This is a genomic window from Clostridium porci, from assembly GCF_009696375.1.
Taxonomy (GTDB): Bacteria; Bacillota; Clostridia; order Lachnospirales; family Lachnospiraceae; genus Enterocloster; species Enterocloster porci.
The window spans coordinates 48,732-72,188 of sequence record NZ_VUMD01000012.1 but is presented as its reverse complement, the minus strand read 5'-3'; the positions used below and the strand labels follow the sequence as shown (position 1 = coordinate 72,188).

General features: G+C 48.7%; 23 protein-coding genes and 1 other annotated feature. Of the genes, 8 read left to right on the top strand and 15 right to left on the bottom strand.

Annotated features, from left to right (window positions below):
* Positions 1-242 precede the first annotated feature (242 nt).
* From aroF to aroA, 3 genes are read left to right on the top strand one after another with little or no spacing between them, the layout of a single operon-like run.
* Positions 243-1,256, top strand: a complete 1,014-nt coding sequence (gene aroF, locus FYJ39_RS13700) for a 3-deoxy-7-phosphoheptulonate synthase (RefSeq protein ID WP_154473036.1) — start codon at positions 243-245, stop codon at positions 1,254-1,256.
* Between the two features lie 23 nt (positions 1,257-1,279).
* Positions 1,280-2,425 carry a prephenate dehydrogenase gene (locus FYJ39_RS13695; protein ID WP_154473035.1) on the top strand — a complete coding sequence of 382 codons (1,146 nt, stop codon included), beginning with the start codon at positions 1,280-1,282 and terminating at the stop codon, positions 2,423-2,425.
* Between the two features lie 24 nt (positions 2,426-2,449).
* Positions 2,450-3,727, top strand: a complete 1,278-nt coding sequence (gene aroA, locus FYJ39_RS13690) for a 3-phosphoshikimate 1-carboxyvinyltransferase (protein WP_154473034.1) — start codon at positions 2,450-2,452, stop codon at positions 3,725-3,727.
* Positions 3,728-3,756: 29 nt separating this feature from the next.
* On the opposite strand, the gene FYJ39_RS13685 is transcribed toward aroA, so the two are convergent.
* A complete protein-coding gene (locus FYJ39_RS13685) occupies positions 3,757-4,533 on the bottom strand; it encodes a ZIP family metal transporter (protein WP_154473033.1) in 777 nt (258 codons plus the stop codon).
* A 77-nt stretch (positions 4,534-4,610) separates the two neighbouring features.
* The gene (locus tag FYJ39_RS13680) at positions 4,611-5,249 is read right to left on the bottom strand and encodes a cytidylate kinase-like family protein (RefSeq protein WP_353847243.1); all 639 of its coding nucleotides are present in this window, start codon (positions 5,247-5,249) and stop codon (positions 4,611-4,613) included.
* 262 nt (positions 5,250-5,511) lie between these two features.
* Positions 5,512-5,751, top strand: a binding site (T-box leader).
* 57 nt (positions 5,752-5,808) lie between these two features.
* On the opposite strand from FYJ39_RS13680, the gene FYJ39_RS13675 reads away from it, so the two are divergent.
* The 3 genes from FYJ39_RS13675 to FYJ39_RS13665 all read left to right on the top strand — a co-directional run bounded on the left by FYJ39_RS13675 (position 5,809) and on the right by FYJ39_RS13665 (position 8,720).
* Positions 5,809-6,915 (top strand): ABC transporter substrate-binding protein, encoded by a 1,107-nt coding sequence (locus FYJ39_RS13675; protein WP_154473032.1) that lies wholly within the window; start codon positions 5,809-5,811, stop codon positions 6,913-6,915.
* A 91-nt stretch (positions 6,916-7,006) separates the two neighbouring features.
* The gene (locus tag FYJ39_RS13670; RefSeq protein ID WP_154473031.1) at positions 7,007-7,954 is read left to right on the top strand and encodes an ABC transporter permease; all 948 of its coding nucleotides are present in this window, start codon (positions 7,007-7,009) and stop codon (positions 7,952-7,954) included.
* Positions 7,947-8,720 carry an ABC transporter ATP-binding protein gene (locus FYJ39_RS13665; protein WP_154473030.1) on the top strand — a complete coding sequence of 258 codons (774 nt, stop codon included), beginning with the start codon at positions 7,947-7,949 and terminating at the stop codon, positions 8,718-8,720. The genes FYJ39_RS13670 and FYJ39_RS13665 overlap by 8 nt, the downstream gene beginning before the upstream one ends.
* 130 nt (positions 8,721-8,850) lie before the next feature.
* On the opposite strand, the gene FYJ39_RS13660 is transcribed toward FYJ39_RS13665, so the two are convergent.
* The 5 genes from FYJ39_RS13660 to FYJ39_RS13640 form a co-directional block, all read right to left on the bottom strand.
* Entirely contained in the window at positions 8,851-9,555 is a 705-nt protein-coding gene (locus tag FYJ39_RS13660) for a hypothetical protein (protein WP_154473029.1), read from the bottom strand.
* 177 nt (positions 9,556-9,732) lie between these two features.
* A complete protein-coding gene (locus FYJ39_RS13655) occupies positions 9,733-10,767 on the bottom strand; it encodes a sugar kinase (protein WP_154473028.1) in 1,035 nt (344 codons plus the stop codon).
* Between the two features lie 59 nt (positions 10,768-10,826).
* Positions 10,827-11,858 carry a sugar kinase gene (locus FYJ39_RS13650; RefSeq protein ID WP_154473027.1) on the bottom strand — a complete coding sequence of 344 codons (1,032 nt, stop codon included), beginning with the start codon at positions 11,856-11,858 and terminating at the stop codon, positions 10,827-10,829.
* Between the two features lie 41 nt (positions 11,859-11,899).
* A complete protein-coding gene (locus tag FYJ39_RS13645) occupies positions 11,900-12,553 on the bottom strand; it encodes a bifunctional 2-keto-4-hydroxyglutarate aldolase/2-keto-3-deoxy-6-phosphogluconate aldolase (RefSeq protein WP_154473026.1) in 654 nt (217 codons plus the stop codon).
* A gap of 117 nt (positions 12,554-12,670) precedes the next feature.
* Positions 12,671-13,432 (bottom strand): IclR family transcriptional regulator, encoded by a 762-nt coding sequence (locus FYJ39_RS13640; protein WP_154473025.1) that lies wholly within the window; start codon positions 13,430-13,432, stop codon positions 12,671-12,673.
* Between the two features lie 89 nt (positions 13,433-13,521).
* Here FYJ39_RS13640 and FYJ39_RS13635 point away from each other — a divergent pair, with 89 nt between their 5' ends.
* Both FYJ39_RS13635 and uxaC read left to right on the top strand, forming a co-directional pair.
* The gene (locus tag FYJ39_RS13635) at positions 13,522-13,698 is read left to right on the top strand and encodes a helix-turn-helix domain-containing protein (RefSeq protein ID WP_235919845.1); all 177 of its coding nucleotides are present in this window, start codon (positions 13,522-13,524) and stop codon (positions 13,696-13,698) included.
* A gap of 73 nt (positions 13,699-13,771) precedes the next feature.
* Complete coding sequence (gene uxaC, locus FYJ39_RS13630; protein WP_154473023.1) at positions 13,772-15,187, top strand: glucuronate isomerase; 1,416 nt, start codon at positions 13,772-13,774, stop codon at positions 15,185-15,187.
* Between the two features lie 193 nt (positions 15,188-15,380).
* Here the strand turns inward: uxaC and FYJ39_RS13625 are convergent, their stop codons facing one another.
* From FYJ39_RS13625 to FYJ39_RS13590, 8 genes are all read right to left on the bottom strand, one after another.
* On the bottom strand, positions 15,381-16,337 hold the full coding sequence (locus tag FYJ39_RS13625) for a TIGR03943 family putative permease subunit (RefSeq protein WP_154473022.1): 957 nt from the start codon (positions 16,335-16,337) through the stop codon (positions 15,381-15,383).
* A gap of 19 nt (positions 16,338-16,356) precedes the next feature.
* Entirely contained in the window at positions 16,357-17,604 is a 1,248-nt protein-coding gene (locus FYJ39_RS13620; protein ID WP_154473021.1) for a CobW family GTP-binding protein, read from the bottom strand.
* Between the two features lie 197 nt (positions 17,605-17,801).
* Entirely contained in the window at positions 17,802-18,458 is a 657-nt protein-coding gene (locus FYJ39_RS13615) for a potassium channel family protein (protein WP_154473020.1), read from the bottom strand.
* 23 nt (positions 18,459-18,481) lie between these two features.
* Positions 18,482-19,855, bottom strand: a complete 1,374-nt coding sequence (locus FYJ39_RS13610; RefSeq protein WP_154473019.1) for a TrkH family potassium uptake protein — start codon at positions 19,853-19,855, stop codon at positions 18,482-18,484.
* 12 nt (positions 19,856-19,867) lie between these two features.
* A complete protein-coding gene (locus FYJ39_RS13605; protein WP_154473018.1) occupies positions 19,868-20,689 on the bottom strand; it encodes a metal ABC transporter permease in 822 nt (273 codons plus the stop codon).
* Entirely contained in the window at positions 20,686-21,459 is a 774-nt protein-coding gene (locus FYJ39_RS13600; RefSeq protein ID WP_154473017.1) for a metal ABC transporter ATP-binding protein, read from the bottom strand. The genes FYJ39_RS13605 and FYJ39_RS13600 overlap by 4 nt, the downstream gene beginning before the upstream one ends.
* Positions 21,460-21,461: 2 nt before the next feature.
* A complete protein-coding gene (locus tag FYJ39_RS13595) occupies positions 21,462-22,730 on the bottom strand; it encodes a metal ABC transporter substrate-binding protein (RefSeq protein ID WP_154473016.1) in 1,269 nt (422 codons plus the stop codon).
* Positions 22,717-23,394 carry an HAD family hydrolase gene (locus FYJ39_RS13590; RefSeq protein WP_154473015.1) on the bottom strand — a complete coding sequence of 226 codons (678 nt, stop codon included), beginning with the start codon at positions 23,392-23,394 and terminating at the stop codon, positions 22,717-22,719. Before FYJ39_RS13590 ends, FYJ39_RS13595 begins: the two co-directional genes overlap by 14 nt.
* Positions 23,395-23,457: the final 63 nt, after the last annotated feature.

The window sequence follows — 23,457 nt, the reverse complement described above, 5'->3', positions numbered from 1 at the left end:
ACTAAGGGGAATTTTTTTCATATAAACCGTTTATAAAATTGATTTATAGAACAGAGGGCATAACACAACAGGATCATACAGGCCCTTTTTCCTACCCCCCCCCCCCCAACCGATTAAATACATAAAAGCGTAAAAGTTTAAAGTGATAAAGTATTGACATTTATACAGGAATGGCGTACACTATCAAGAGCAAAGAAGGCGCTGCATACACAGCCCTCTTAAACATAAGGAGTACATACATTATGATTATTATTATGAAGCCCAACGCTTCCCAGGAAGCCGTACAAAAAGTAACACATATGATTGAGTCCAGAGGCCTTCAGGCGCATCTGTCCAAAGGCTCCCAGGTCACGATTGTAGGCGTGGTGGGCGACAAAACAAAGCTGGCTGACAGCAACATTGAGATCAGCGAGGGCGTGGACAAGGTAGTGGCTGTTACCGAGTCCTACAAGCTGGTAAACAAGAAGTTTCATCCTGAGGATTCCGTAGTTTTAGTGGGAAATACCCATATCGGTCCCGGTATCATGACCGTTATGGCCGGGCCCTGTGCGGTAGAATCCAGAGAGCAGCTTATGGAAACTGCCTATGCCGTAAAAAAGGCAGGGGCGTCCTTCCTTCGCGGAGGCGCTTACAAGCCCCGTACCTCTCCCTATTCCTTCCAGGGACTTGAGGAAGAGGGTCTTAAGTATATGAAGGAAGCCAGAGAGGCGACCGGTCTGCATATCATATGTGAAGTAACCAGCGCCCACGCTATTGAGGCAGCTTCTAAGTATGTGGATATGCTGCAAATAGGCGCCAGAAACATGCAGAACTTCGAGCTTCTGAAAGAAGCAGGAAAAACCGGCATCCCTGTATTGCTAAAGAGGGGGCTGTGCGCTACCATAGACGAATGGCTGAATGCGGCAGAATACATTATTTCCGAAGGGAACCCCAACATCGTCCTCTGCGAACGGGGTATCCGCACCTACGAGACCTCCACCAGAAATACGCTGGACATCAGCGCAGTACCAGTTATCCGCCAGAAAAGTCATCTCCCTGTTATTGTGGACCCCAGCCATGCCACTGGCGTGAGAGCTTATGTGGAACCACTTGCGAAAGCGGCTATTGCAGCAGGCGCCGACGGCCTTATGATAGAGGTTCATCCCTGCCCTAAGCAGGCATTGTCCGACGGCCCCCAGTCTCTGACCTTTGGAGACTTTGAAGCGCTGATGAAGAATTTGAAGCCTTACTGTGACCTTGCAGGCCGCAGCTGCTAAAGGAGAGTAAAGGAGAGCAAGGAATGGAAAAACTGAGGATGGAAGATTCTGTAATAGGCTTTATCGGCCTGGGACTGATCGGCGGCTCCATTGCCAGAGGTTTAAAGCGCTCCAGACCGGATATTAAAATTATGGCCTACATGCGCACTCGTTCCCGTCTGGAGCAGGCCAAACATGACGGTGTGATCGATGTAATTCTGGATGGCATTGACGAACATTTACGAGAATGTGATCTGATTTTTCTCTGCACCCCTGTGGAGTATAATGCCCAGTATCTCTCCGAGCTTCGCCCCTTCCTGAAGGAGGGGGCGCTTCTTACGGATGTAGGAAGCACCAAAGGGGAGATTCACGAAGAGATTCTCAAACAGGGACTTTCAGATGTCTTTGTGGGAGGTCATCCCATGGCAGGCTCCGAGAAAACCGGATACGAACATTCTACCGACCATCTTCTGGAAAATGCTTACTATATCATCACTCCTTCTATGGGCTGGGACAAGGGAGTAAGCCAGAGGGCCTGGGAGCATCTGGATCAAAATGGGCGGAGAATCGTGGCTGTAGCTGAGGCTATCGGAGCAATTCCTCTGGTTCTGGACTACAAAGAGCACGATAAGGTGGTAGCTGCCATCAGCCATCTCCCGCACCTGGTGGCCTCCAGCCTTGTGAACCTGGTACGAGAGCATGATACAGAAGCTGGAATCATGAAACAGGTAGCTGCCGGAGGCTTTAAGGACATAACCAGAATCGCCTCCTCCTCTCCTGAAATGTGGGAGCAAATATGCATGACCAATGCAGCTCCGATTGGGGAAATTCTGGAAGCTTATATCTCCTCTCTCACCAGGGTTCTAAAAGCCGTAAAGAGTCATGACAGCCAAACCATCTGCCGGCTTTTTGAAACCTCCAGGGATTACCGAAATTCCATATCGGATCGGGCCAAGGGATCTGTAGAGCCCTCCTACGAATTTACCGTAGATGTGGCGGATGAGGTCGGCGCAATCTCTACCATTTCCGTCATTCTTGCAGCCAAGGGAATCAGCATAAAAAATATTGGTATTAACAACAACCGGGAGAGGGGCGAGGGAGTTCTCAAAATCGCCTTCTATGATGAGGCTGCCATGGAGGCAGCCTGGAAACAGATGGAAAAATATAAGTATGAAATGTTTCGGATGTAAACAATACCAGAAGGAGTTTATTTCATGGAAATCAAAAAAAACACAGGGCTAAAAGGAGAAATGACCGTTCCCGGAGATAAGTCTATCTCCCATCGGGCTGTTATGTTGGGCTCTATTGCAAAGGGCGATACAGAAATTCACAATTTCCTTCAAGGAGCAGACTGCCTCTCTACCATCTCCTGCTTTCAACAGATGGGCGTCTCCATCGAAAATAAAGGAGAGGTGGTTGTGGTTCACGGCAATGGGCTTCATGGTCTGAAAAAGCCAGGAGCCGTTCTGAATTGCGGCAATAGCGGTACCACTGCCCGTCTCATATCAGGAATTCTCTGCGCTCAGAATTTTGACGCCGCGCTGACCGGGGACGAATCCATACAAAAACGGCCCATGAAACGGATTATAGAGCCTCTTTCTATGATGGGGGCTTCACTTATAAGTGAAAGAGACAACGGATGCGCTCCTCTGCTGATTGAAGGTAGACCTCTTCACGGCATTGATTATAAATCCCAGGTTGCGTCTGCTCAGGTAAAGTCCGCTATCCTGCTGGCTGGTCTCTATGCAGAGGGAACCACCCGTGTAGCTGAGCCCTATGTGTCACGGAATCATACGGAACGTATGCTTAAGCTCTTTGGAGCCGAGGTTTCCCTGGGCGAAAATTCGGCCGCAATCAAACCTACCCCAGAGCTTTACGGCAGACAGCTAACCGTTCCCGGGGATATATCCTCCGCCGCCTATTTTATTTGCGCAGGCCTCATGGCTCCTGGGTCCGAGATACTAATTAAAAATGTGGGCGTTAACCCAACCAGGGACGGACTGATTCGGGTCTGCCGGGAAATGGGGGCGGACATCCAGTTTCTCAACCTCAAAGGGCAGGAGGAGGAGCCTACCGCTGATATTTTAGTGCGTCACGGAAGCCTTCACGGCACACGCATTGGAGGAGCCATTATCCCAACCCTTATTGACGAGCTGCCTGTCATCGCGGCTATGGCCTGCTTTGCCCAGGGTGAAACGATCATTCAGGATGCAGCGGAGCTTAAGGTAAAGGAATCTAACCGGATCTCAGTTATGACGAAAAATCTCCAGGCTATGGGGGCAGATGTGACAGAGACAGAGGACGGCATGATAATCCGGGGAGGCCGCCCCCTTAAAGGCACTGTTATCCACAGCCATAAGGATCATCGGATTGCCATGACCTTCGCCATAGCCGGTCTGTGCGCAGAGGGAACGACTAAAATTATAGACAGCGACTGCGTGAATATTTCTTATCCCGGATTTTATCGGGATTTAGCAAAGCTGGCGCAGTAAACGCCGGCAAAAGGAAAGCAGCGCCGCTTTTATCCTAAAGCCACATCCAGAATCATCATTGCCACAAAGCCCAGTGCAAATCCAATGGTAGCTACGTTGGAATGGGGGCCGCTTGCGGACTCCGGTATCAGTTCCTCCACCACCACGTAAATCATAGCTCCTGCCGCAAAGGCCAGGAAGCCGGGAAGGGCAGGTCCTAAAAAATCGGTAAGCATCAGCATAAGCGCAGCCCCCAGCGGCTCCACAATTCCAGACAGCGTTCCATAGGCAAAGGCTTTCCCCTTTCCTACCGCCTCCTTTAAAGGCAGGGAAATAATCGCTCCTTCCGGAAAATTCTGAAGGGCAATGCCAATGGAAAGCGCCAAAGCCCCGGCCATAGTAATGGTTCCGTTTTCCGACATAAGGCCCGCAAAGGCTACGCCTACAGCCATTCCCTCCGGTATATTGTGAAGAGTCACCGCCAGAACCAGCATTGTGCTTTTCTTAAGGCTGCTCTTTGGCCCCTCCGGCTCCTGGGTATCTATATGTAGATGGGGGATAAACTCATCCAGTAACAGCAAAAATGCGATTCCCAGAGAAAATCCTGCCGCGGCCGGCACAAATGCCAGCCTTCCCATGCCTTCACTCATATTCATAGCCGGAATCAGCAGGGACCAGACGGAAGCGGCTACCATCACGCCGGAAGCAAAGCCCAGAAACGCCTTTTGCACCCAGGCTTTTAAAGAATTCTTCAGAAAAAAAACACAGGCCGCGCCTGCGGTGGTTCCTATAAAGGGAATCATGATTCCCGCCAATATACTGCTCATATGTTCTACCTCTGTCATTTATAGTTAGGGGCTTTCGGAGCAAGGAAAGCCCGGTTGCCCCCTTTTCTTCTGTACCTCTACAAATATCCCCTAAGCACAAGATAATCCTTAATCAGCTGTATCATCTGCTCATAGTCTATGCGGCTTGCATTGACAGGAAGGTCATAGTTTTCCATATCCATCCACTCCCTGCCTGTAAAGTAGCGGTGATACTCGGTTCTTTCCTTGTCAATACGCTTCATCCTGCGGAGGGCCTCTGCCTCATCCACCTTATCCACGTCCATAATTCTGTGTATCCTCGTAACAGTGTCCGCATATACAAAGATGCGTATCACATGATCCATTTGATCCTGAAGGACATAATTGCCGCAGCGTCCCACAATAACGCAGGATTCCTCTGCTGCCAGCCTGCGGATAACCGAGGACTGGAAGCGGAACAGATTCTCAGGAGAGGTAATTTTATGACCGTTCTTATCCGGCTCCGTAAGCTCCGGCTTCATTCCCGTGACAATGCGGTACAGCAGGTTGTTCCCTGCCCTCTCATCGGCCAGACGGAAGTACTGCTCTCCAATGGCACTGGTTTCCGAAGTCACCTTAAGGATTTCCTCGTCATAAAAATGGATTCCCAGCTCATCGGCCAGACGTTTTCCTGTCAGTCTTCCTCCGCTGCCGTACTGGCGCTCAATGGTAATTACAAAATGCTTCTCTTTCATCATATATCCCCCTCGCTGTGGTAATTCTGTCTTTGCTTGCTCTGTTCCATAGAATGATCCGATTACAATCTGGCGCATCTAATAGCCCTTAAAGCATTTTCATGGCTTTTTGGCATTTCCCAGGCACATAAAGATGAATGAATCGTTCCAGTTTCAGTTTACCACAGATTTTCAAACTATGGTAGCACTTTTTGTATGCTGGAAGATCACGGAAAATCAAAATTACTTATTGACAAATCCTCTCCCGTGTATTAAGATACCATAAGATAAACCGTTGAGAAAGAGGAGTAAGCTTCCAAAGCATTATGGCAGAGAGCCGCAGGCGGTGGGATTGCGGTATAAGGGCTGGCAGCTGAATGGACTTTTGAGGGCAGTTCTGAATGATGGGAATCTGTAGGGACTGACGGCTTCCGCAGCCGTTACCAGCGCGGCACATATGATAGTATGTGTAAAGTGGACTTTAAGTCAATTTGAGTGGCACCGCGGATGTTTATTCGTCTCAATTACAGCAAATCTGTGATTGGGGCTTTTTTATTATCTATATACAAGGAGGAACGAGATTATGAAAAAAACGATTGCTATGCTTTTAACTGCTGCTTTAGGTGCGTCCCTTTTAACAGGCTGCATCTCAATTGCCCCTACAGAGACATCCCTGCAGACAGAATCTGGAACCGCAGCGTCTTCTGAAGAAACCTCCCAGGCAGAAGCTGAAGCCTCCCAGTCCTCTTCTGAAAACAGACAGACCGGCTCTGAATCTGGATACGTCATCGGTATCGGACAGTTTGCGGAGCATGGCTCCTTAGACAACTGCCGTGAAGGTTTCCTTTTAGGGCTGGCTGAGGAGGGAATCGAGGAAGGCAAAAACCTGACTGTCCTCTATAAGAATGCCCAGGCGGACGGAGGAACTGCCAGCCAGATTGCCACCAATTTCGCAGGCAAGGGAGTAGACTTGATGTGCGGCATTGCTACGCCTATGGCTCAGGCTGAATACGGTGTTTCCATCAAGTCCAACATACCGGTTATCTTCACTGCCGTTACAGATCCAATCGCTGCCGAGCTTGCCACAGAGGACGGAGCGCCGGTGGGAGACATCACCGGCACCAGCGACAAGCTTCCTGTAGAGCAGCAGCTTAAGATGATTCGGGAAATTCTTCCAGAGGCAAAAACCATCGGTATCATGTACACCACCAGCGAGGTAAATTCCGAATCTGCCATTGCGGAGTATAAGGCCCTTGCTCCTGATTACGGCTTTGAGATTGTGGATTCAGGAATTTCCTCCTCTGCCGACGTATCACTGGCAGCAGATGTCCTCATTCCTAAAGTCGACTGCATCACCAACCTGACGGACAATACCGTTGTAGCTTCCCTGCCTGTTATTCTGGATAAGGCGGCAGCCAAAAACATTCCTGTATTCGGCAGCGAGGTTGAGCAAGTAAAAATCGGCTGCCTGGCAGCGATGGGTCTGGATTACATCCAGCTTGGAAAGCAGACAGGAAAAATGGCTGCCCAGGTTTTAAAGGGAGAAAAGAAAGCCAGCGACATGAACTATGAAACCATTAAGGAGGCTGCCTTCTACGGCAATACACAGGTGGCTGAAAGCCTTGGAATCACACTTCCGCAAACCCTTACAGACAATGCCGCCCAGATGTTTGATTCCATCTCCCAGTAAGATACCGCAGGCAGCCGGCCGAGTTTGTGGGCTGCCTGTAAACGTATAAAAGGACTTATCCTGTTGATTTCGAAACTCCTGGAGGAACATCATGACAACGATACTATTTGGTATATTTGAAGAAGGACTGATTTATGCTATTATGGCGCTGGGCGTATATATCACCTATAAAATTCTGGATTTCCCAGATCTGTCGGTAGACGGCACCTTTCCCCTTGGAGCAGCTCTGACCGCTGCGGGTATCGCAAAGGGTTTTCCCTTTATAGGTTTTCTTAATCCTGTAGCCGCCCTGTTTCTCTCCTTTGGGGCAGGAGCCCTGGCTGGATGTGTCACAGGGCTAATTCATGTAAAACTTAAGGTCCGGGATTTACTATCAGGAATTATCGTCATGACTGCCCTCTACTCCATTAATCTTCGGATTGCCGGGCAGGCCAACCTTCCCTTTTTCGGCAAAAACACAGTTTTCATCAATGAAGTTTTACAGCGTATTGTGCCTGAAGCTTTCAAGCCTTACACCGTAACCATAATCCTGTTTTTGATTGTAGTTATCTGCAAGCTCCTTCTGGACGCATACTTAAAAACCCGATCCGGTTATCTCTTACGGGCTGTAGGGGACAACGATGTTTTAGTTACCTCCCTGGCTAAGGATAAGGGTTCTGTGAAAATCATAGGACTCGCTATTGCCAACGGCTTCGCAGCCCTGGCAGGCAGTATTTATTGCCAGCAGCAGAGATTTTTCGAGGCTTCTGTAAGCACCGGAACCATTGTCATAGGTCTTGCTAATGTAATTATCGGAACCCAGCTATTAAAGCGCTTTGGATTTGTAGCGTCTACCACTGCTGTTATTATTGGCTCCATCGTCTACAAGGCCTGCGTCTCGCTGGCATTGTCCCTCGGTGATGTAGCCATACGCCTCGGAAGGGTGACTATCTCCTTCCCTGTGGCTGCCTCGGATCTAAAGCTGATCACATCCATCCTGTTCCTGATTATTCTGGTAGCAAGCTCCTCCAGAGGAAAGAAGGTGAAAAGCCATGCTTAAGCTTACACATATTTCCAAACATTATAACGCCGGTACGGTAAATGAATCCTGTATCTTTGATGATTTCAGCCTTACCGTTGCAGATCATCAGTTTGTATCCGTAGTAGGCAGCAACGGGTCGGGCAAAACTACCTTGCTGAATCTTATCTGCGGCAGTATTCCCCTGGACAGCGGCTCTATCTCCATCGGCAGTCAGGATATTACCCGCATGCCGGAATACAAACGCCAGCGTCGAATCGGACGGGTGTACCAGAATCCAGCTATGGGTACCTGCCCTTCCATGACGATTCTGGAAAATATGTCCCTTGCCGATAATAAGGGCAGGCCCTTTAATCTACGCCGTGGAACCAACAGACAGAGACTGGATTACTACCGCGAGTCTCTCAGATCTTTGGGGCTTGGACTGGAGGATAAGCTGCATGTAAAGGTAGGGGTTCTCTCTGGAGGCCAGCGCCAGGCTATGGCCCTTCTCATGTCCACCATGACGCCCATTGAATTTCTGATACTGGACGAGCACACAGCTGCTCTGGACCCAAAAACTGCCGAAACCATTATGGAGCTGACAGATAAGATAGTAAAGAAAAAGCACCTGACTACCATTATGGTCACCCACAATCTGCGCTATGCAGTAGAATACGGCGACCGCCTTCTTATGATGCACCAGGGGCAGGCGATTATTGACAAGGATGGGGAGGAAAAAAAGACCATCTGTATTGAAGATATTCTAGATAAATTTAATGAGATAAGCATTGAATGCGGGAACTAGCAGCATATCATCTTCATTCCATATTGACAAACATAAAAAACAGGCAGGGATAAGATCCAAAAAACCGGATTTTACCCCCGCCTTAATTCTGAGGGCCGAAAGCAGCTAACAGTTCTTCCATAACCCTCAATTACTGGGCAAACAGCATAAGCTTATTGACCCTTCCATCCTCATCCGCCCATACCACACATTTCCTTCCGGCCGTCAGATCATCCAGCGTAACAATATTTCTTGTAAGATACGGGAAAATATTGCAATCCTCCGTCAGAGTATACTCTGTCCCATCTGCCGCTGTCAGGATATACTGGGAGGTGTCCGCATTTGTTATCATGGACTTAATTGTCACATATTCAGGAGCTCTCCCCTGTGGCGGCACATTGGTGAAAATCACCTCCGCATTTGTCACCGGAGGCAGGCTGGTGGTCATAGCCGGACCGATGTACGCATAGACGGCGTCCCCATCCCTGATATCCTCCGCCTTTACCGGGAGACCTGAAACCGCATCCAGAATATAGGTAGTCTCCGTTGAAACAGTAAGAATCATTTCACCGCTCATGCTTACACCCGACTGATTATCAATGGAAAAGCTTCCGTCCTCCAAAATTGTAACCGGCCCATATACACAGAGAGACTCCAGTGCCGCAGACTCACTCTCATCCATTGGTTCAATGTCGCCGGTCACCTTCTCAACAACCGCATCCTCCTCCTGGGAAGCCTTTGCAGGGCTCTCCTGGGTCTGAACTCCTTGCTCTCCCTTAGAGGGGGCTGCACATCCGCCGGCTCCTAATATAATTGCCGCACACATGCCTGCCACATATAATTGGTATTTTCTCAATCGTCTCTTCTCCTTTTCGCCGGCAGCAGCCCTGGGCCGCCGCCGGTTCTCCAGCTTATATTGACATCTTCAAAAGCAGTATAGCTCATTTGCTCCCTATATCCAATAAAGAATTTCTTAATCATTCTGAAGGAAGCATTAATACGATTACGAAAGTCAAGCCTTCCTACACCTGTTCTAACGATCCATCTCGCTCTGAGCCCCGGTCTCTTTGTGGGCCTCTATGATCCTCTCAATTTCCTCCAGATTTGAGGTGGGCAGATCCCCGGGAATCGTATTCTTCACTGCTGACGCAGCGTTTCCATAGGCAACTGCTCTGGCACAGTCACCTCCGCTGCTTAAAAGTCCATAGAGGGTGCCGGAAATATAAGCGTCTCCGCTTCCAATCCGATCCACTACCTCAATATTCCTGTAGGGCTCCTCCTCATAGTATGCGTCCTTTGCCGCATCATAGATAAGGGAACCGAAGGTATGGCGCTTGGGACTGTGGACAACTCTCTGAGTGGAGGCTACTATGGAAATAGGGTATTCCTTCGTAAAGCTTTTCATCATTTCTCTGGCCGTTCCTGTCTTTAAAAAGGTAAGTCTGGCCGTATCCTCAGAGCAAAAGAAAATATCCACGTAAGGGAGGATTTCCTCAATGCATGCTCTGGCCTGATCCCCTGTCCAGAGGTTGCCTCTGAAGTTCACATCAAAGGAAACCAGGGTTCCCGCCTCCTTAAACCGCTTAAGCATCTCAATGGCAGTCTCCCGCACCTGCTGGCTGAGGGCCAAGGTAATACCTGTGGTGTGGAAGCATCTGGAGGCAGTGTATACCTGCTTTGGAATCTCGTCTATATTCAGAGAAAAAAAGGAGCTGTGGCTTCTGTCATATATCACCTTGGGCTTTCTGGGATATGCGCCGTTTTCGTAATAGTAAATTCCCACACGGGCATCCGGCGAATGATCATACAAAAAGTAATCGTCACTGACTCCAAAGGAACGGATCTTTCCCTTCATAAAGCTGCCTATATCGTGAGATGGAAGCTTGGAGATAACACCCGTATGAAGTCCCAGAAGGGCTGCCCCAACTGCCACATTTAGCTCTGCCCCTCCTACCTGCTTTATAAATGTATCCCCTCTGGACAGTCGATCATTATCAGGAGGGGATAGTCTGAGCAATACCTGGCCCAGGGTGAGAAGATCGAAGTTTCTGCTGTTTTTTTCTTCCATATAGTATGCGCCTCGCTATAAATCAGAAATCGTCTGTGGCCTTTGTTTCACAGGGAAGCCTATCTCTGCACGCGTCCAGAACCATCTCCTCCTGCCAGATTGTCCACTTCCGCCCGGGTTGCCAGGTTAAAGTCTCCAGGAATCGTATGCTTTAATGCAGAGGCTGCCACCGCAAACTCCAAAGCTTCCTTCATGTCCTTACCTTCCACCAGTCCGCAGATCAGACCCGCAGCAAAGGAATCGCCGCCACCCACGCGATCCACGATGGGGGTAATACGGTATGTTCTGGAATGATAGAACTCCCGTGACTTACCGTCCATCATACAAGCGGACCAGCCGTTATCAGAAGCGCTGTGGCTTTCACGAAGAGAGCTGACAATATATCGGAAGCCGAACCTGTCAGCCATTTGATTGAACATGTCCACATATCCGGCCAGCTCCAGTTCACCAGAGGTCACATTCGTATTCCCCGGCTTAAAGCCCAGCACCTTTTCCGCATCCTCCTCGTTACCGATGCAAACATCAACATACTGCATGAGCCGGGTCATAACCATCTGTGCTTTCTGGGAGGACCAAAGCTTTTTTCGGAAGTTTAAGTCTACAGATACAGTTACGCCATGAGCCTTGGCCACCTTTAAGGCTGCCTCTGTCAGCTCCACAGCTCCATCACTGACAGCAGGCGTAATACCGGTAAAATGAAACCAATCGGCGTCTGAAAAAATCTCGTCGAAATTAAACTGGTCAGGCGTCGCTGTGGAAATAGAGCTGTGAGCCCGGTCATAGACAACGTTGGAGGCTCTCATGGCAGAGCCTGTCTCCAGGAAATAAATACCTAGCCGCTCCCCGCTTCTTACAATGTGCTTTGTACCTACATTGTACTTTCTCAAAGCTGCCACTGCGCACTCTCCAATGGGATTGGCTGGTACGGCAGTTATAAATTCAGCAGCATGTCCGTAATTTGCCAGGGATACAGCTACATTAGCCTCACCGCCTCCATAATTAATATCAAACTCGTCTGCCTGAATGAATCTCTCATTGTTCGGGGTAGATAATCTTAACATGATTTCTCCCATGGTAACTATCTTTGCCATTCTGTGCCCTCCTTTTATATGCTTTCCTTATCTGGCTGCTATTATTTCCCTCTTGCTGCTGCAACAGCTGCCACAAACTCCTGCGCCTTAGATGTAACAGCCGCAAAATCGCCTGTTTTCGCCCCCTTTGTAAGGCTTGAGCCAGTTCCCACCGCATAAGCGCCTGCCTGAATCCACTGATCAACATTGTCCACATCTACACCGCCAGAGGGCATAAATTCCCCCTGCGGCAAGGGGCCCTTAAAGGAGCTGATGGCTGCCGGACCCAAAATATTTCCCGGAAAGATTTTAATAACGTCACAGCCTGCCTCCAGTGCAGTGATAGCCTCTGTTGGAGTCATAACGCCTGGCAGAACCGGCACTCTGTAGCGGTTACAAAGCTTAATGGTCTCCAGGTTCAGGCCAGGGCTTACGATATAGCTGGCTCCTGACAGGATACAGCCTCGGGCTGTTTCAGGATCCAAAACTGTCCCTGCGCCAATTACAATCTTATCATTGGTTCTGTACTTATCAGACATCATACGAATAAACTCCACAGGATTTCCCTCATCCATGGTCATCGTTAATTCAATGAAGTGGATGCCTCCATCTATAATAGCTTCCACTACTTTTTCTCCCTGTTCATAGTTTTTGGCACGGACAACAGCAACCAAACACTCTTCCTTCATTCTTGCTAAAACCTGTTCTTTTTTCATTTTTTCTCCTTTTTTCGTATATACGAATTAACTTCATAATTACGATTAATAAATTAATTTTATAACCTATCCCTTGGTTTGTCAACCGTAAAAAGAGGACGTCCCTAAGTTTTTAAACTAATATTTCCCCAGGAAGCCCAACAGCTTTGAAAGCTCCCTGCCTTTTGCGTGAGCCAGGCGTCCCAGGGCATCGTAATCCTCCGTGGGCTTATAGAGACTGGATACGCTGATAGCGCCCATTATATTACCATCTTGCCCAAATACAGGAGCTCCTACACATTCCATATGCTCCTCCAGCTCTCTGGCGTCAAGAGCATAGCCCTTTTCTCTTACATGCTCAAGCTCCTTTATGAAATCCTCCTTTGTAAGAATGGTTCGCTCCGTATACTTCTTAAAGGTCATACGCTTTAGAACCTCCTGCATATCCTCCTCTTTTGTGTAGGCCATAATCGCCTTTCCCAGAGAAGTACAGTGAATCGGATTCCTGGCTCCAACGGTAGCTGTCGTGATGATGGGATTCTCCGGCTCATATTTGCATATATATACAACCGCATCATCGGAACAGATTCCGAAAAATACAGTTTTTCCCACCTCCCTTGAAAATGCCTTCAGCACTGGATCAATAACGCTGATAAAATCCAGATTATTTGTATAGTTTATACCTATGCGGTAGGCTGTAAGCCCGATGGTATAGCGCTGCTTCTGCTCTCTGGCCACATGCAGCATTCCAGTCTGTACCAGAGTTGTAACTATATCATATCCGCTGGTTTTAGGAAGACTTAATTGTTCACAAATCTCATCTAAGGTTATGCCGTCTGTCTTTCTGGAGACTAGTTTTAAAATTTCTATGGTTCGCAGTGTGGTTCTGTTCAGTTTCATACATGGCTCCCTGTTAATTCGTATATGTACTATCAAACCGTATATACGGTTTTTTATTTTAGTATACACAATCGGGAATGAAGATGCAAGTGAAAGATAAGAAAGCTAAATGCAAAGCCGGTATATCCATTCCCACTGTTTCAAGGGTTTCAAATGGAAGTCCCAGCGTAGGTAGAGTGGTACACGAAAAGGGCTTGAAAGTGACGGAGGATTTGGGGTATACTCCTAATGTATGTGCAGGAGAGCTAAAGACCACAGCTTTTTAAAACGGATTATGGATATGGCTGATTTGTCATGAGCCATAACCTATAAAAGAATTATAACAGGAGGATTATCAACATGAAAGCATTTATGGACAAAGAGTTCCTATTATCCAGCGGCACAGCAAAGACTCTGTATCACGATTTCGCTGAACATATGCCAATATTAGACTATCACTGCCACATCAATCCCCAAGAAATTTTTGAAAATCGCAGGTTTGACAATATTACTCAGGTATGGCTGGGAGGAGACCACTATAAGTGGCGGCAAATGCGCTCCAACGGAGTAGACGAGGCCTACATTACCGGAAACGGCACCGACCGTGAAAAATTCCAGGCCTGGGCGGAAACGATGCCTAAATTAATCGGAAACCCTCTGTACCATTGGAGTCATCTGGAACTGAGAAACTATTTTGGGTTTCAGGGATATCTAAACGGCGATACTGCCGAAGAGGTGTGGAACCTGTGCAACTCCAAGCTGCAGGAAAACTCCATGACCGTCAGAGATCTGATTAAACAGTCTAATGTTACTTTAATCTGTACCACTGATGATCCAGCAGATACCCTGGAGTGGCATCAAAAGCTTGCAGAGGACAAGACCTTCGATGTGCAGGTTCTTCCTGCCTGGAGGCCCGACAAGGCTATGGGCATTGAAAAGCCGGCCTTTGCCGCTTATATGAACGTCCTTTCCCAGGTCAGCGGAGTTAAGATTACTACCTTCGCAGCTTTAAAAGAAGCTCTTAAAAAGCGCATGGAGTTCTTTGCCTCTATGGGCTGCCGCGTATCTGACCATGGCCTGGAGTATGTCATGTACGTTCCCGCCAAAGAAGCTGAGCTGGACGCTATCCTCGCAAAGGGATTGGAGGGACAGGCTATCTCCAAAGAGGAGGAGAGGAAATTCAAAACTGCTTTTATGCTTTTTTCAGCCCGCCAATACAATCGGATGGGCTGGATCATGCAGATCCACTATGGCTGCAAGCGGGATAATAACGCTTATATGTTCAAGAAGCTGGGGGCTGACACCGGCTTTGACTGTATCAGCAGCTACACGCCAAGCGCACAGACCGCTGATTTTCTAAATGCTTTAAGCACTAACAATGAGATCCCAAAGACCATTTTGTATTCCCTAAATCCCAATGACAATGCCGCTATCGGCACCATCATCGGCTGTTTCCAGGAAGGGTTTCCCGGCAAGATTCAGCAGGGCTGCGCGTGGTGGTTTAACGATCACAAGGCTGGCATGACCGAACAGATGGTTTCCTTGGCCAATCTTGGATGCTTCGGAAACTTTATCGGTATGCTGACTGACTCCAGAAGTTTCCTGTCCTACACCAGACATGAGTATTTCCGCAGAATCCTCTGCGATATTCTTGGAAGCTGGGTAGAAAATGGAGAGTATCCAGATGACAGAAAAGCACTGGAGACTTTGGTGAAGGATATTTGCTATAATAACGCGGTAAGGTATTTTGGATTTAAGCTGGATGAAGTGAACTAACAGCTTTTCCAGGGATTTAAAAAGCCTGTGACGCTGACGAAAGCCGACGCTCACAGGCTTGCTTTTTGTTTTATACGATTCAGCTGCCTCATGCAAACGGGGCTTATACACTAGGACGAGCCGGCTTCCTTCTCAAACAACCTTTCCGAAACATCGGACATATAGCTATGAAAACTCAGGCCCCATCCACAAGCTAGAACTGTACGATCTCTTTGATCGCCTCAGCTCCTTTTACTGCCTCGCCATAAAGCACCGGCCCCTGGCCGTGGTAATCCTTCTGGTACTCAACGCCGATTCTGGCTCGAACCTTTACCCACTGCTTTGTCTTATAGCTCTCAGCATCAGGCCACTTGCAGATAAATCCCAGAAAGGTCATATCTGCTTCACAGCAGGTCATAGCCATACGTCCGGGAACAAACTGATCCTTTGGGAATTTGGGAGACTTTAATACCATCGCAGTGAACTCTACCACCTTATCCTTATAGCGCTCCGGCTGATCCATACAATCAATATACCAGATCCCGTAATCCTCCGGCTTTATCTCAATGACAGCCGCATTAAGATCGTAAGGCAAATCTTCCTCCAGCGTGGCCTGCTCTATCTCTCCGTCCCCGTTCTCCAGCACAATCTCGCTGTCCCGGCTCATAGCACGGATGCTACGGCGGCAGGCTGTCAGTTTTTCATCGGGAATACCATCACAGCGGTTGACAATCACCAGCTCGGACCCCCGCAGCATAGCCCCAAGAAGCGGCTTCATGTTCTGGACATAAAGCTCAAAGGTGGAGCCGTCGATGATGGTTATCTGCTGGTAAATGATCCAGTCCTCAGGAAGCTTCAAATCATCCTGGTTCCACATACCGTTCCACTCCATCAACACCCGCTCCGGCTGGTATATCACCTTCAGCTCATTTAAATACTGAGGTGTAAGCTTCTCAAAGTCATCCACATACACCACCGCAGTCCGGCTCCTTTTCAGCTGATCTTCACTGTATGAGCTGTCCCCCTCCTCACAGACGATGAGAAGGGTTTTTCCCTTTGCCTGAAAATAATCCTGACCCATGGTAAAGTCAAGAAACTGCGTCTTCCCTGCCTCCAGAAAGCCGTTAACTATAAACAGGGGCATGATGTCATCATCTATTTCATAAGCCATAATTGTTTATCCTCACCAATTAAAACCGTTCCCGGCTTCTTCCAAACACTCTGTTTAATTCCTCTTCCTCCAGGCTGGCGCCGATCACGCATACCTTTCCCGTGTAATCCGGCTTACCCTGGCGGATTTCATACTGCTCAGGCACCAGATCAAAATACAGCCATTCCCCCGGATTTTCCGTAGGCAGCATCCCCTTGGCTCTCAGCACCTGACCGAAGGTATGAGTACGCGCCATGGACTTAAGGACTTCATCCAGCTGTTCATAGGTAACTGGAACGATGGTTTCCATTCCCCAACTGGTAAACACTTCATCTGCATCATGATTGTGATGATCATGGTGGCCGTGGCCGCAGCAGCCTTCATGGTGGTGAGCATGGCTGCAGCCTTCCCCTTTAAGGCCGTGCTTATGATGATCGCCGCAGGCCTCGCTTTCACTATGATGATCGCCGCAGGCCCCGCTTTCACTATGATGATCTCTGCAATCCTGGCCGCCACCGTGATGCTGGCCGCTGCAACTCTCGCCGCCACTGTGATGCTGGCCGCTGCAACCCTCGCCGCCACTGTGATTCTGGCCGCTGCAACCCTCGCCGCCACTGTGATTCTGGCGACCGCAACCCTCGCCGTGCAGTCTGCCCTCCCTTACCTCCGCCAGCAAATCCTCCAGCATCGTATCCGGTTTCTCAATGATCTCCAGCAACTGGCCGCCGCTTAAATCAGCCAAAGGAGTCGTGATAATGACTGCTCTTTCATTCCTGCCCCGCAGCATATCCACAGCCTCTAAAACCCTGGCAGCTTCGGTAATATCTGTACGGCTCAGCACGATTGTGCCGGCATTTTCAATCTGGTTGTTGAAGAATTCTCCGAAATTCTTCATATACAGCCTGCACTTAGCAGCATCCACAATGGTCACGGCGCTGTTCAGCTTCACATCCATATCTGCCGATACGTCCACTACTGCCTTGATTACATCCGACAGCTTACCTACTCCTGACGGCTCTATGATAATCCGCTCCGGCTGGTACTTCGTCAGCACCTCAGCCAAGGAAGCCCCAAAATCTCCCACAAGCGAGCAGCAGATACAGCCGGAATTCATCTCCCGGATTTCAATACCGGAATCCTTTAAAAATCCCCCGTCAATACCAATTTGGCCGAACTCGTTCTCGATCAGCACCACCCTCTCGCCGTAGATAGCCTCCTCCAGAAGCTTCTTAATAAAGGTAGTCTTTCCTGCTCCTAAAAATCCAGAGATAATATCAATCTTTGTCATCTCATCCTGTCCTTCTTTCTATCAATCCATCACTCTGACCAGCCTTTAATACCAGCCGGTTCCACGACCTTTCAATAGCTTATTGTGGCACAATCCACCAGCAAAGTCAAGTCTGAAGGAACCGTTTCCTGCTCTTAGCCCTGACGCTGAGCCTCCTGCCGTCTTTTTTATTCTCCCCTATGCCGTAGAGGGGCTTCTTACCGAAGCTGCCGGATAATCTTTTCCGCATCCTCCTGCTTTCCAATTACCATAAGGTGAATCCCCCCCTCAATCACATAATCAGCGCCAGGCATAAACTTCATATGCCCCTCTGCGTTCTTTACTGCGATTACTGATATTCCATAAACACGGCGGATATTCAAATCCTTGACGCTCTTTCCGATCCAGGCTTCCAGAGGCAATATTTCATAAATGGAAATACCGTCTGCCAGCTCCGTATAATCAAACACCTTGTTGGCGCTGTAGCGCACTGCTATTTTCTCGGCAACGTCACGGTCTGGATAAACCACCTCGTCGGCTCCATTCTTCAAGAGAAGCCTTGCATGGATATCCCGGTTGGCTTTGCTCACTACGTATTTTGCTCCCATTTCCTTTATCAGGCTGGTTACCTCCAGACTATTTTGAAAATTATTCCCAATACAGATGAAGCAGAGATCAAAATTACCGACGCCCAGACTCTTAAGCACTGTCTCATTGGTACAGTCGCCAATCTTTGCGCTTACCACGTAAGGAAGTATAGGCTCCAGCTTTTCCTCTAAGATGTCCACCGCCATAATCTGATTCTCATGCTTTGCAAGGTTTTCGCATAGATGCTGCCCAAACCTTCCCACTCCGATTACAAGAATTGATTTCATTTATCTGTCCCTCCTTTTTCTGGTTAACCAATGGTAATCCGTTCTGCCGGATACTGCACATGAGGCTTAGGGCTGGTTCTTGTAAACGCCAGAGCAAAGGACAAGCTTCCGATCCGCCCGCTGTACATAAGAATGATCAGCACGATTCTGGAAAAAGGCGCCAGACTTCTGGTAATTCCCGTACTCATTCCTGAGGTTCCTATGGCAGAACAGGTTTCAAAAAACACATCCGACATAGGCAGGTTTTGAGCCACCATAATCAATATAGCAGCAGTCAGCATCAGGCTTAGATTAATGGTTAAAATACAGGCCGACTGCCGGATGGATTCATCCTCCAGCCTTCTTGCAAACACCTCTACGCCATGGGTCTGGCGGATATTTGAACACACATATAGCAGCAGCACCGCCAACGTACTGGTTTTGATGCCTCCGGCTGTGGAGCCAGGGCTTCCTCCAATAAACATAAGAATTGCAGTCAAAAATTTGCTTCCATCCGTAAGAGCCGCCGTATCCACATTATTAAAGCCTGCGGTTCTTGGAGTTACCGCGCTGAAAAAACAGGCCAAGAATTTTTCTGAGCCATTCATTGCCACCAGAAGATGAGCACGCTCCATCAGATAGAACAGCAACGTACCGATTACCAGCATCAGCACCGTAGTCACCAGCACAATCTTAGTATGCAGCATATAGTGCCGCACATCCCATTTCTTCCTGGCTACGTCGTCCCATACAATAAATCCAATCCCTCCCACAATAATCAAAATAGAAATGGTACCAATTACCAGCCAGTCCCCGGTATAGCCGCAAAGCGAGCTGTACGGCTCCACATATCCCATCAGATCAAAGCCTGCGTTGCAAAAAGCCGATACAGAATGAAAGATTCCATACCAGATACCTCTGGCCCAGCCAAACTGAGGAATAAAACGAAGTGACAGGAGAATGGCCCCTGCGCCCTCGAACATAGCTGTACCTATGATAATCCGCTTAGCCAGCTTTACCATACCGCCAATTTGCAGGGTATTAACGCTTTCCTGCATCAATCCTCTCTCCTTAAGGCCAATCTTGCGCCTGAGCACAATGGATAGGAAAATACCGATGCTGATAAATCCAAGTCCTCCCAGCTGGATCATAATCAGCAAAAGCACCTGCCCGAACAGGCTCCACTGGCTCCAGGTATCAGCCACCACCAGCCCTGTGACGCAGGTGGCGCTGGTTGCAGTAAACAGGCAGTTCAGAAATGGAGCGCTCTGTCCGTCCCTGCTGGATATAGGCAGCATCAGAAGCAGGGTGCCCGTTATAATAATCAGGAAAAATCCATATGCAATAAACTGTGTTTGTGATATATGCTTTTTTAGCCGAACATGTTTCGGCTTTTTTACCAACCGCTTCTCCTTCATATAATCCTACCTCTATCCCCTCAGTCTGCTTAAAAACTGCCAGGCTAGGCATAATAAGAATGCCAGCAGATTCACCGCCACCACGCTGGCTCCCGCAGGAGTCGAAAACTGATAGGAACCCACCATTCCCAAACTGAAGCACACCACAGACAGTACGCCAGAGAATATCACCACTCTGCTGAAGCTTTTGAATATCCGCATAGAGGTGAGACAGGGAAACAGGATCAGACTGGAGATGAGCATAGCTCCCATCATACGCATGCCCAGAACAATGGTTACTGCTGTGAGCACTGCAATCACCACATTATACAGCCCTACCTTCACACCTGTAGCCCTGGCAAAGTTCTCATCAAAGGTAACTGCAAATATCTTATTATAGCACACGGCATAAAGGCCCAGCACCACAAGAGACACGGCCACGCTCAGCCTCACGTCCTCCCGGCTCATAGCCAAAATACTTCCAAACATATAGCTGCTTACATCCGTGGTCATCCCCGTAGTAAGGGATGTAACGATAATACCCAAGGCCAGGGCGCTGGCCGATATAAGAGCGATGGCAGCGTCACTCTTAATCCGGCTGTTCTCTGTAAGCCGGAGGAGAAAAAAGGCGGCCGCCACCACTAGGGGAATTGACACTTTAAGAGGGGACCAGCCCATAGCCAGGGCAACCGACAACGCGCCGAAGGAAACATGGGAAAGCCCATCTCCAATCATCGAATACCGCCTCAACACCAGGCTTACGCCTAAAAGAGAGGCACAAAGGGATACCAGCATTCCTCCCACCAGGGCTCTTACAAGAAAAGGATAGGATAACATTTCCGCAATTAGATTCATAGCTTTTCCTCCGTTTCCGCCCTGCAGCATCTGCGGCATCCGGCAGTGGACTTACAGATACCCTGCTCCTTCTCATGGAAGAAATGTCCCGCAGCACGGCTGTTCATATAATCACCGGCAGGGCCATAGAACAGAACCCGTTTTTGAAGGTGGAGAATCTTATTCGCTTCCTCCACCGCGTTTCTCAAATCATGAGAAACCATCAAAATCGCCACCTTGTCCTCCCGGTTCAGCTTCCTTATCATAGCGTAAAACTCCTGAATGGCAGAAGGATCTAGGCCGGTGACAGGCTCATCCAGAATCAAAAGCTCTTTGGTCGCGCAGAGAGCTCTCGCAATCAGGACCCTCTGCTGCTGGCCTCCCGAAAGCTCCCGGTAGCACCGGCTACTTAAGGGCATGATTCCCAGCTTCTCCATATTGGCTGCAGCTATGCGCTTCTCATTCTTAGAATAAAAGGGCCATCTTCCTCTCCTACTCAGACAGCCGCTTAAAACTATCTCATAAACGGTTGCAGGGAAATCCTTCTGAGCCGCAGTCTGCTGAGGCAGATAGCCAATGCCGGTAGCCTTTAAGTCCTCCGATACGGACAAGGTTCCTGACGACGGCTTTAAAAGGCCTAGAAAGCCTTTCATCAGCGTGCTTTTACCTGAGCCGTTCTCCCCCACGATGCACAGGTAATCCCCAGGATTCACCTCCATATTTACATCCACAACTGCATCCTGGTTTTCATATCCCAAATCCACATGCTCACATTTTATCAATGGCGTCATTTTTATTCTAATCCCTTTCTCAGGTTTTCTGCATTGCCCTGCATCAGCTGAAGATAGGTAACTCCCTCCTCAAGCTGTCTTCTAGTCACATTATGGCAGGAGTGAAGAAGCAAAGGCTTAGCTCCTGTTTCCTCACTGATAATTTCCGCCGTTCTGTGGCTAGAAAGCTCCAGATAATACACAGCCCCAATCTGAGCCTCCCTCACCTTGTCAATGAGGTAAGCGATGGTTTTAGCGCTTGGCTCCGTATCGGCGCTGCAGCCGGAAAATGCTGCCCGGTAGGACAGCCCGTACTCATCGGCAAAATAGCGGAAGGGAAACTTATCAGCCACCACGATCATCCGGTGCCTCCCCTGGGCAACCACCTCACGCAGCCGTGTATCCAGCTTTTTAAGCTCTCCAAGATATTCATCCCTACCCGCCTGAAAATATTCCTGGTTCTCAGGAGAAGCCTCGCAAAGAGCCTCACTGATAATAGCCACGATAGCCTGAGCATTTACCGGAGAGGTCCAAATATGCTCATCATACTCAATTTCCAGCTCATGGCCGTCCCTTTTGTCAAAAAACGCCTGATACTCTGTCCCTTTGCGGGTACAAGCCTCATAGCCGGGCTTACCGCCAGGCGCCTTATAGGTGTAGTTACAGTCAAATTTATGGGTATGGCTGTCTTTGTGGGTATAGCCATCTTCATGAACATCACTGTCTTCGTGGGTATAGCCATCTTCATGAACATCACTGTCTTCGTGGGTATAGCCATCTTCATGAACATCACTATCTTCATGACAATAGCTGTCTTCATGGGTATGGCTGCCGTCCTCCATCCCCTCTACATGTTCCTCCTCCACCACATCCACATAATCCATCATAGTCAGAACCTTCATATGACTGGTATCCAGTGAATCCAGAACCTGATAGACCCACTGCTCCATCCCGCCTCCATTGCAGATCAGTACATCAGCTTGCTCCATGGCAGCCACATCTGCCGGAGTTGGCTCAAAGGAATGACTGTCCATACCGGCAGGTACAATTAGCTTCAGCTTCACCCTGTCTCCTGCCACCTGGCGCACAAAATCATAATAAGGAAAAATGGTAGTAACCACCGAAAGACGATCATCCTGAAGTGCTTCCCCCTGATGCAAGCCTCCCCGTCTCTCCAGGCGTTCTCCTGCAAATCCAGCTATAAGAGCCATTCCCAGGAGAACAACAGCAGCCGTACAATACAGCCAGCCTCTCTTTCTTTTCCCAGACAGTTTCCCTCTACACAATCCCATTCACTTCCTTCACAAATTCCACAACCTGAGAGGGGTAATCCACAATGAGCCTGGGCACAAATGCCTCCAGTTCCTCCCTTCCCCTGAATCCCCAGGTGACTCCTATGGTATCCACACCGGCATTCGCCCCGGTTCTCATATCCGTATTGGTATCTCCAAAATAAAGGGTTTCTTCCTTCTCCACCCCAAACTCCCTCATAATTGACCAGACACCGTCAGGAGCAGGCTTCTTCTTAATTCCCAGATCCTCACGCTCCCCGTACACCCGTTCAAAACAGCTCCTGCCAAAAACCTCCGTCACATTCTCCACGGTTCTCTCATGAGGCTTATTGGAAAGAACTGCCAGATGCATCCCCTGATCCTTAAAAAACGCAAGCATGTCCCGGATTCCTTCATAAGCTTCCACCCTGTACATACTACATTCCTTAAAAATCTCCAGGTACCGCCGGCCTGCCTCCTGAACATGCTCCAGCTTCTCATCACCGCAGGCAGACAGCGACCGCTCCAAAAGGGGCCTGTAGCCATCTCCTGCAAACATCTTGGCCTGCTCCACATTAATAGGCCCCAGCCCCCATGCGTCCAGTGTAAGATTCACTGCACGCTGAATGGCATAGATAGAATTTACCAAAGTCCCATCTAAATCAAAAATACAGCATTTATACATAATAATTGCCCTCCCCTTCCTTTTATATACCAATCTCTTCTAACATGACTTTCATCATAGCAC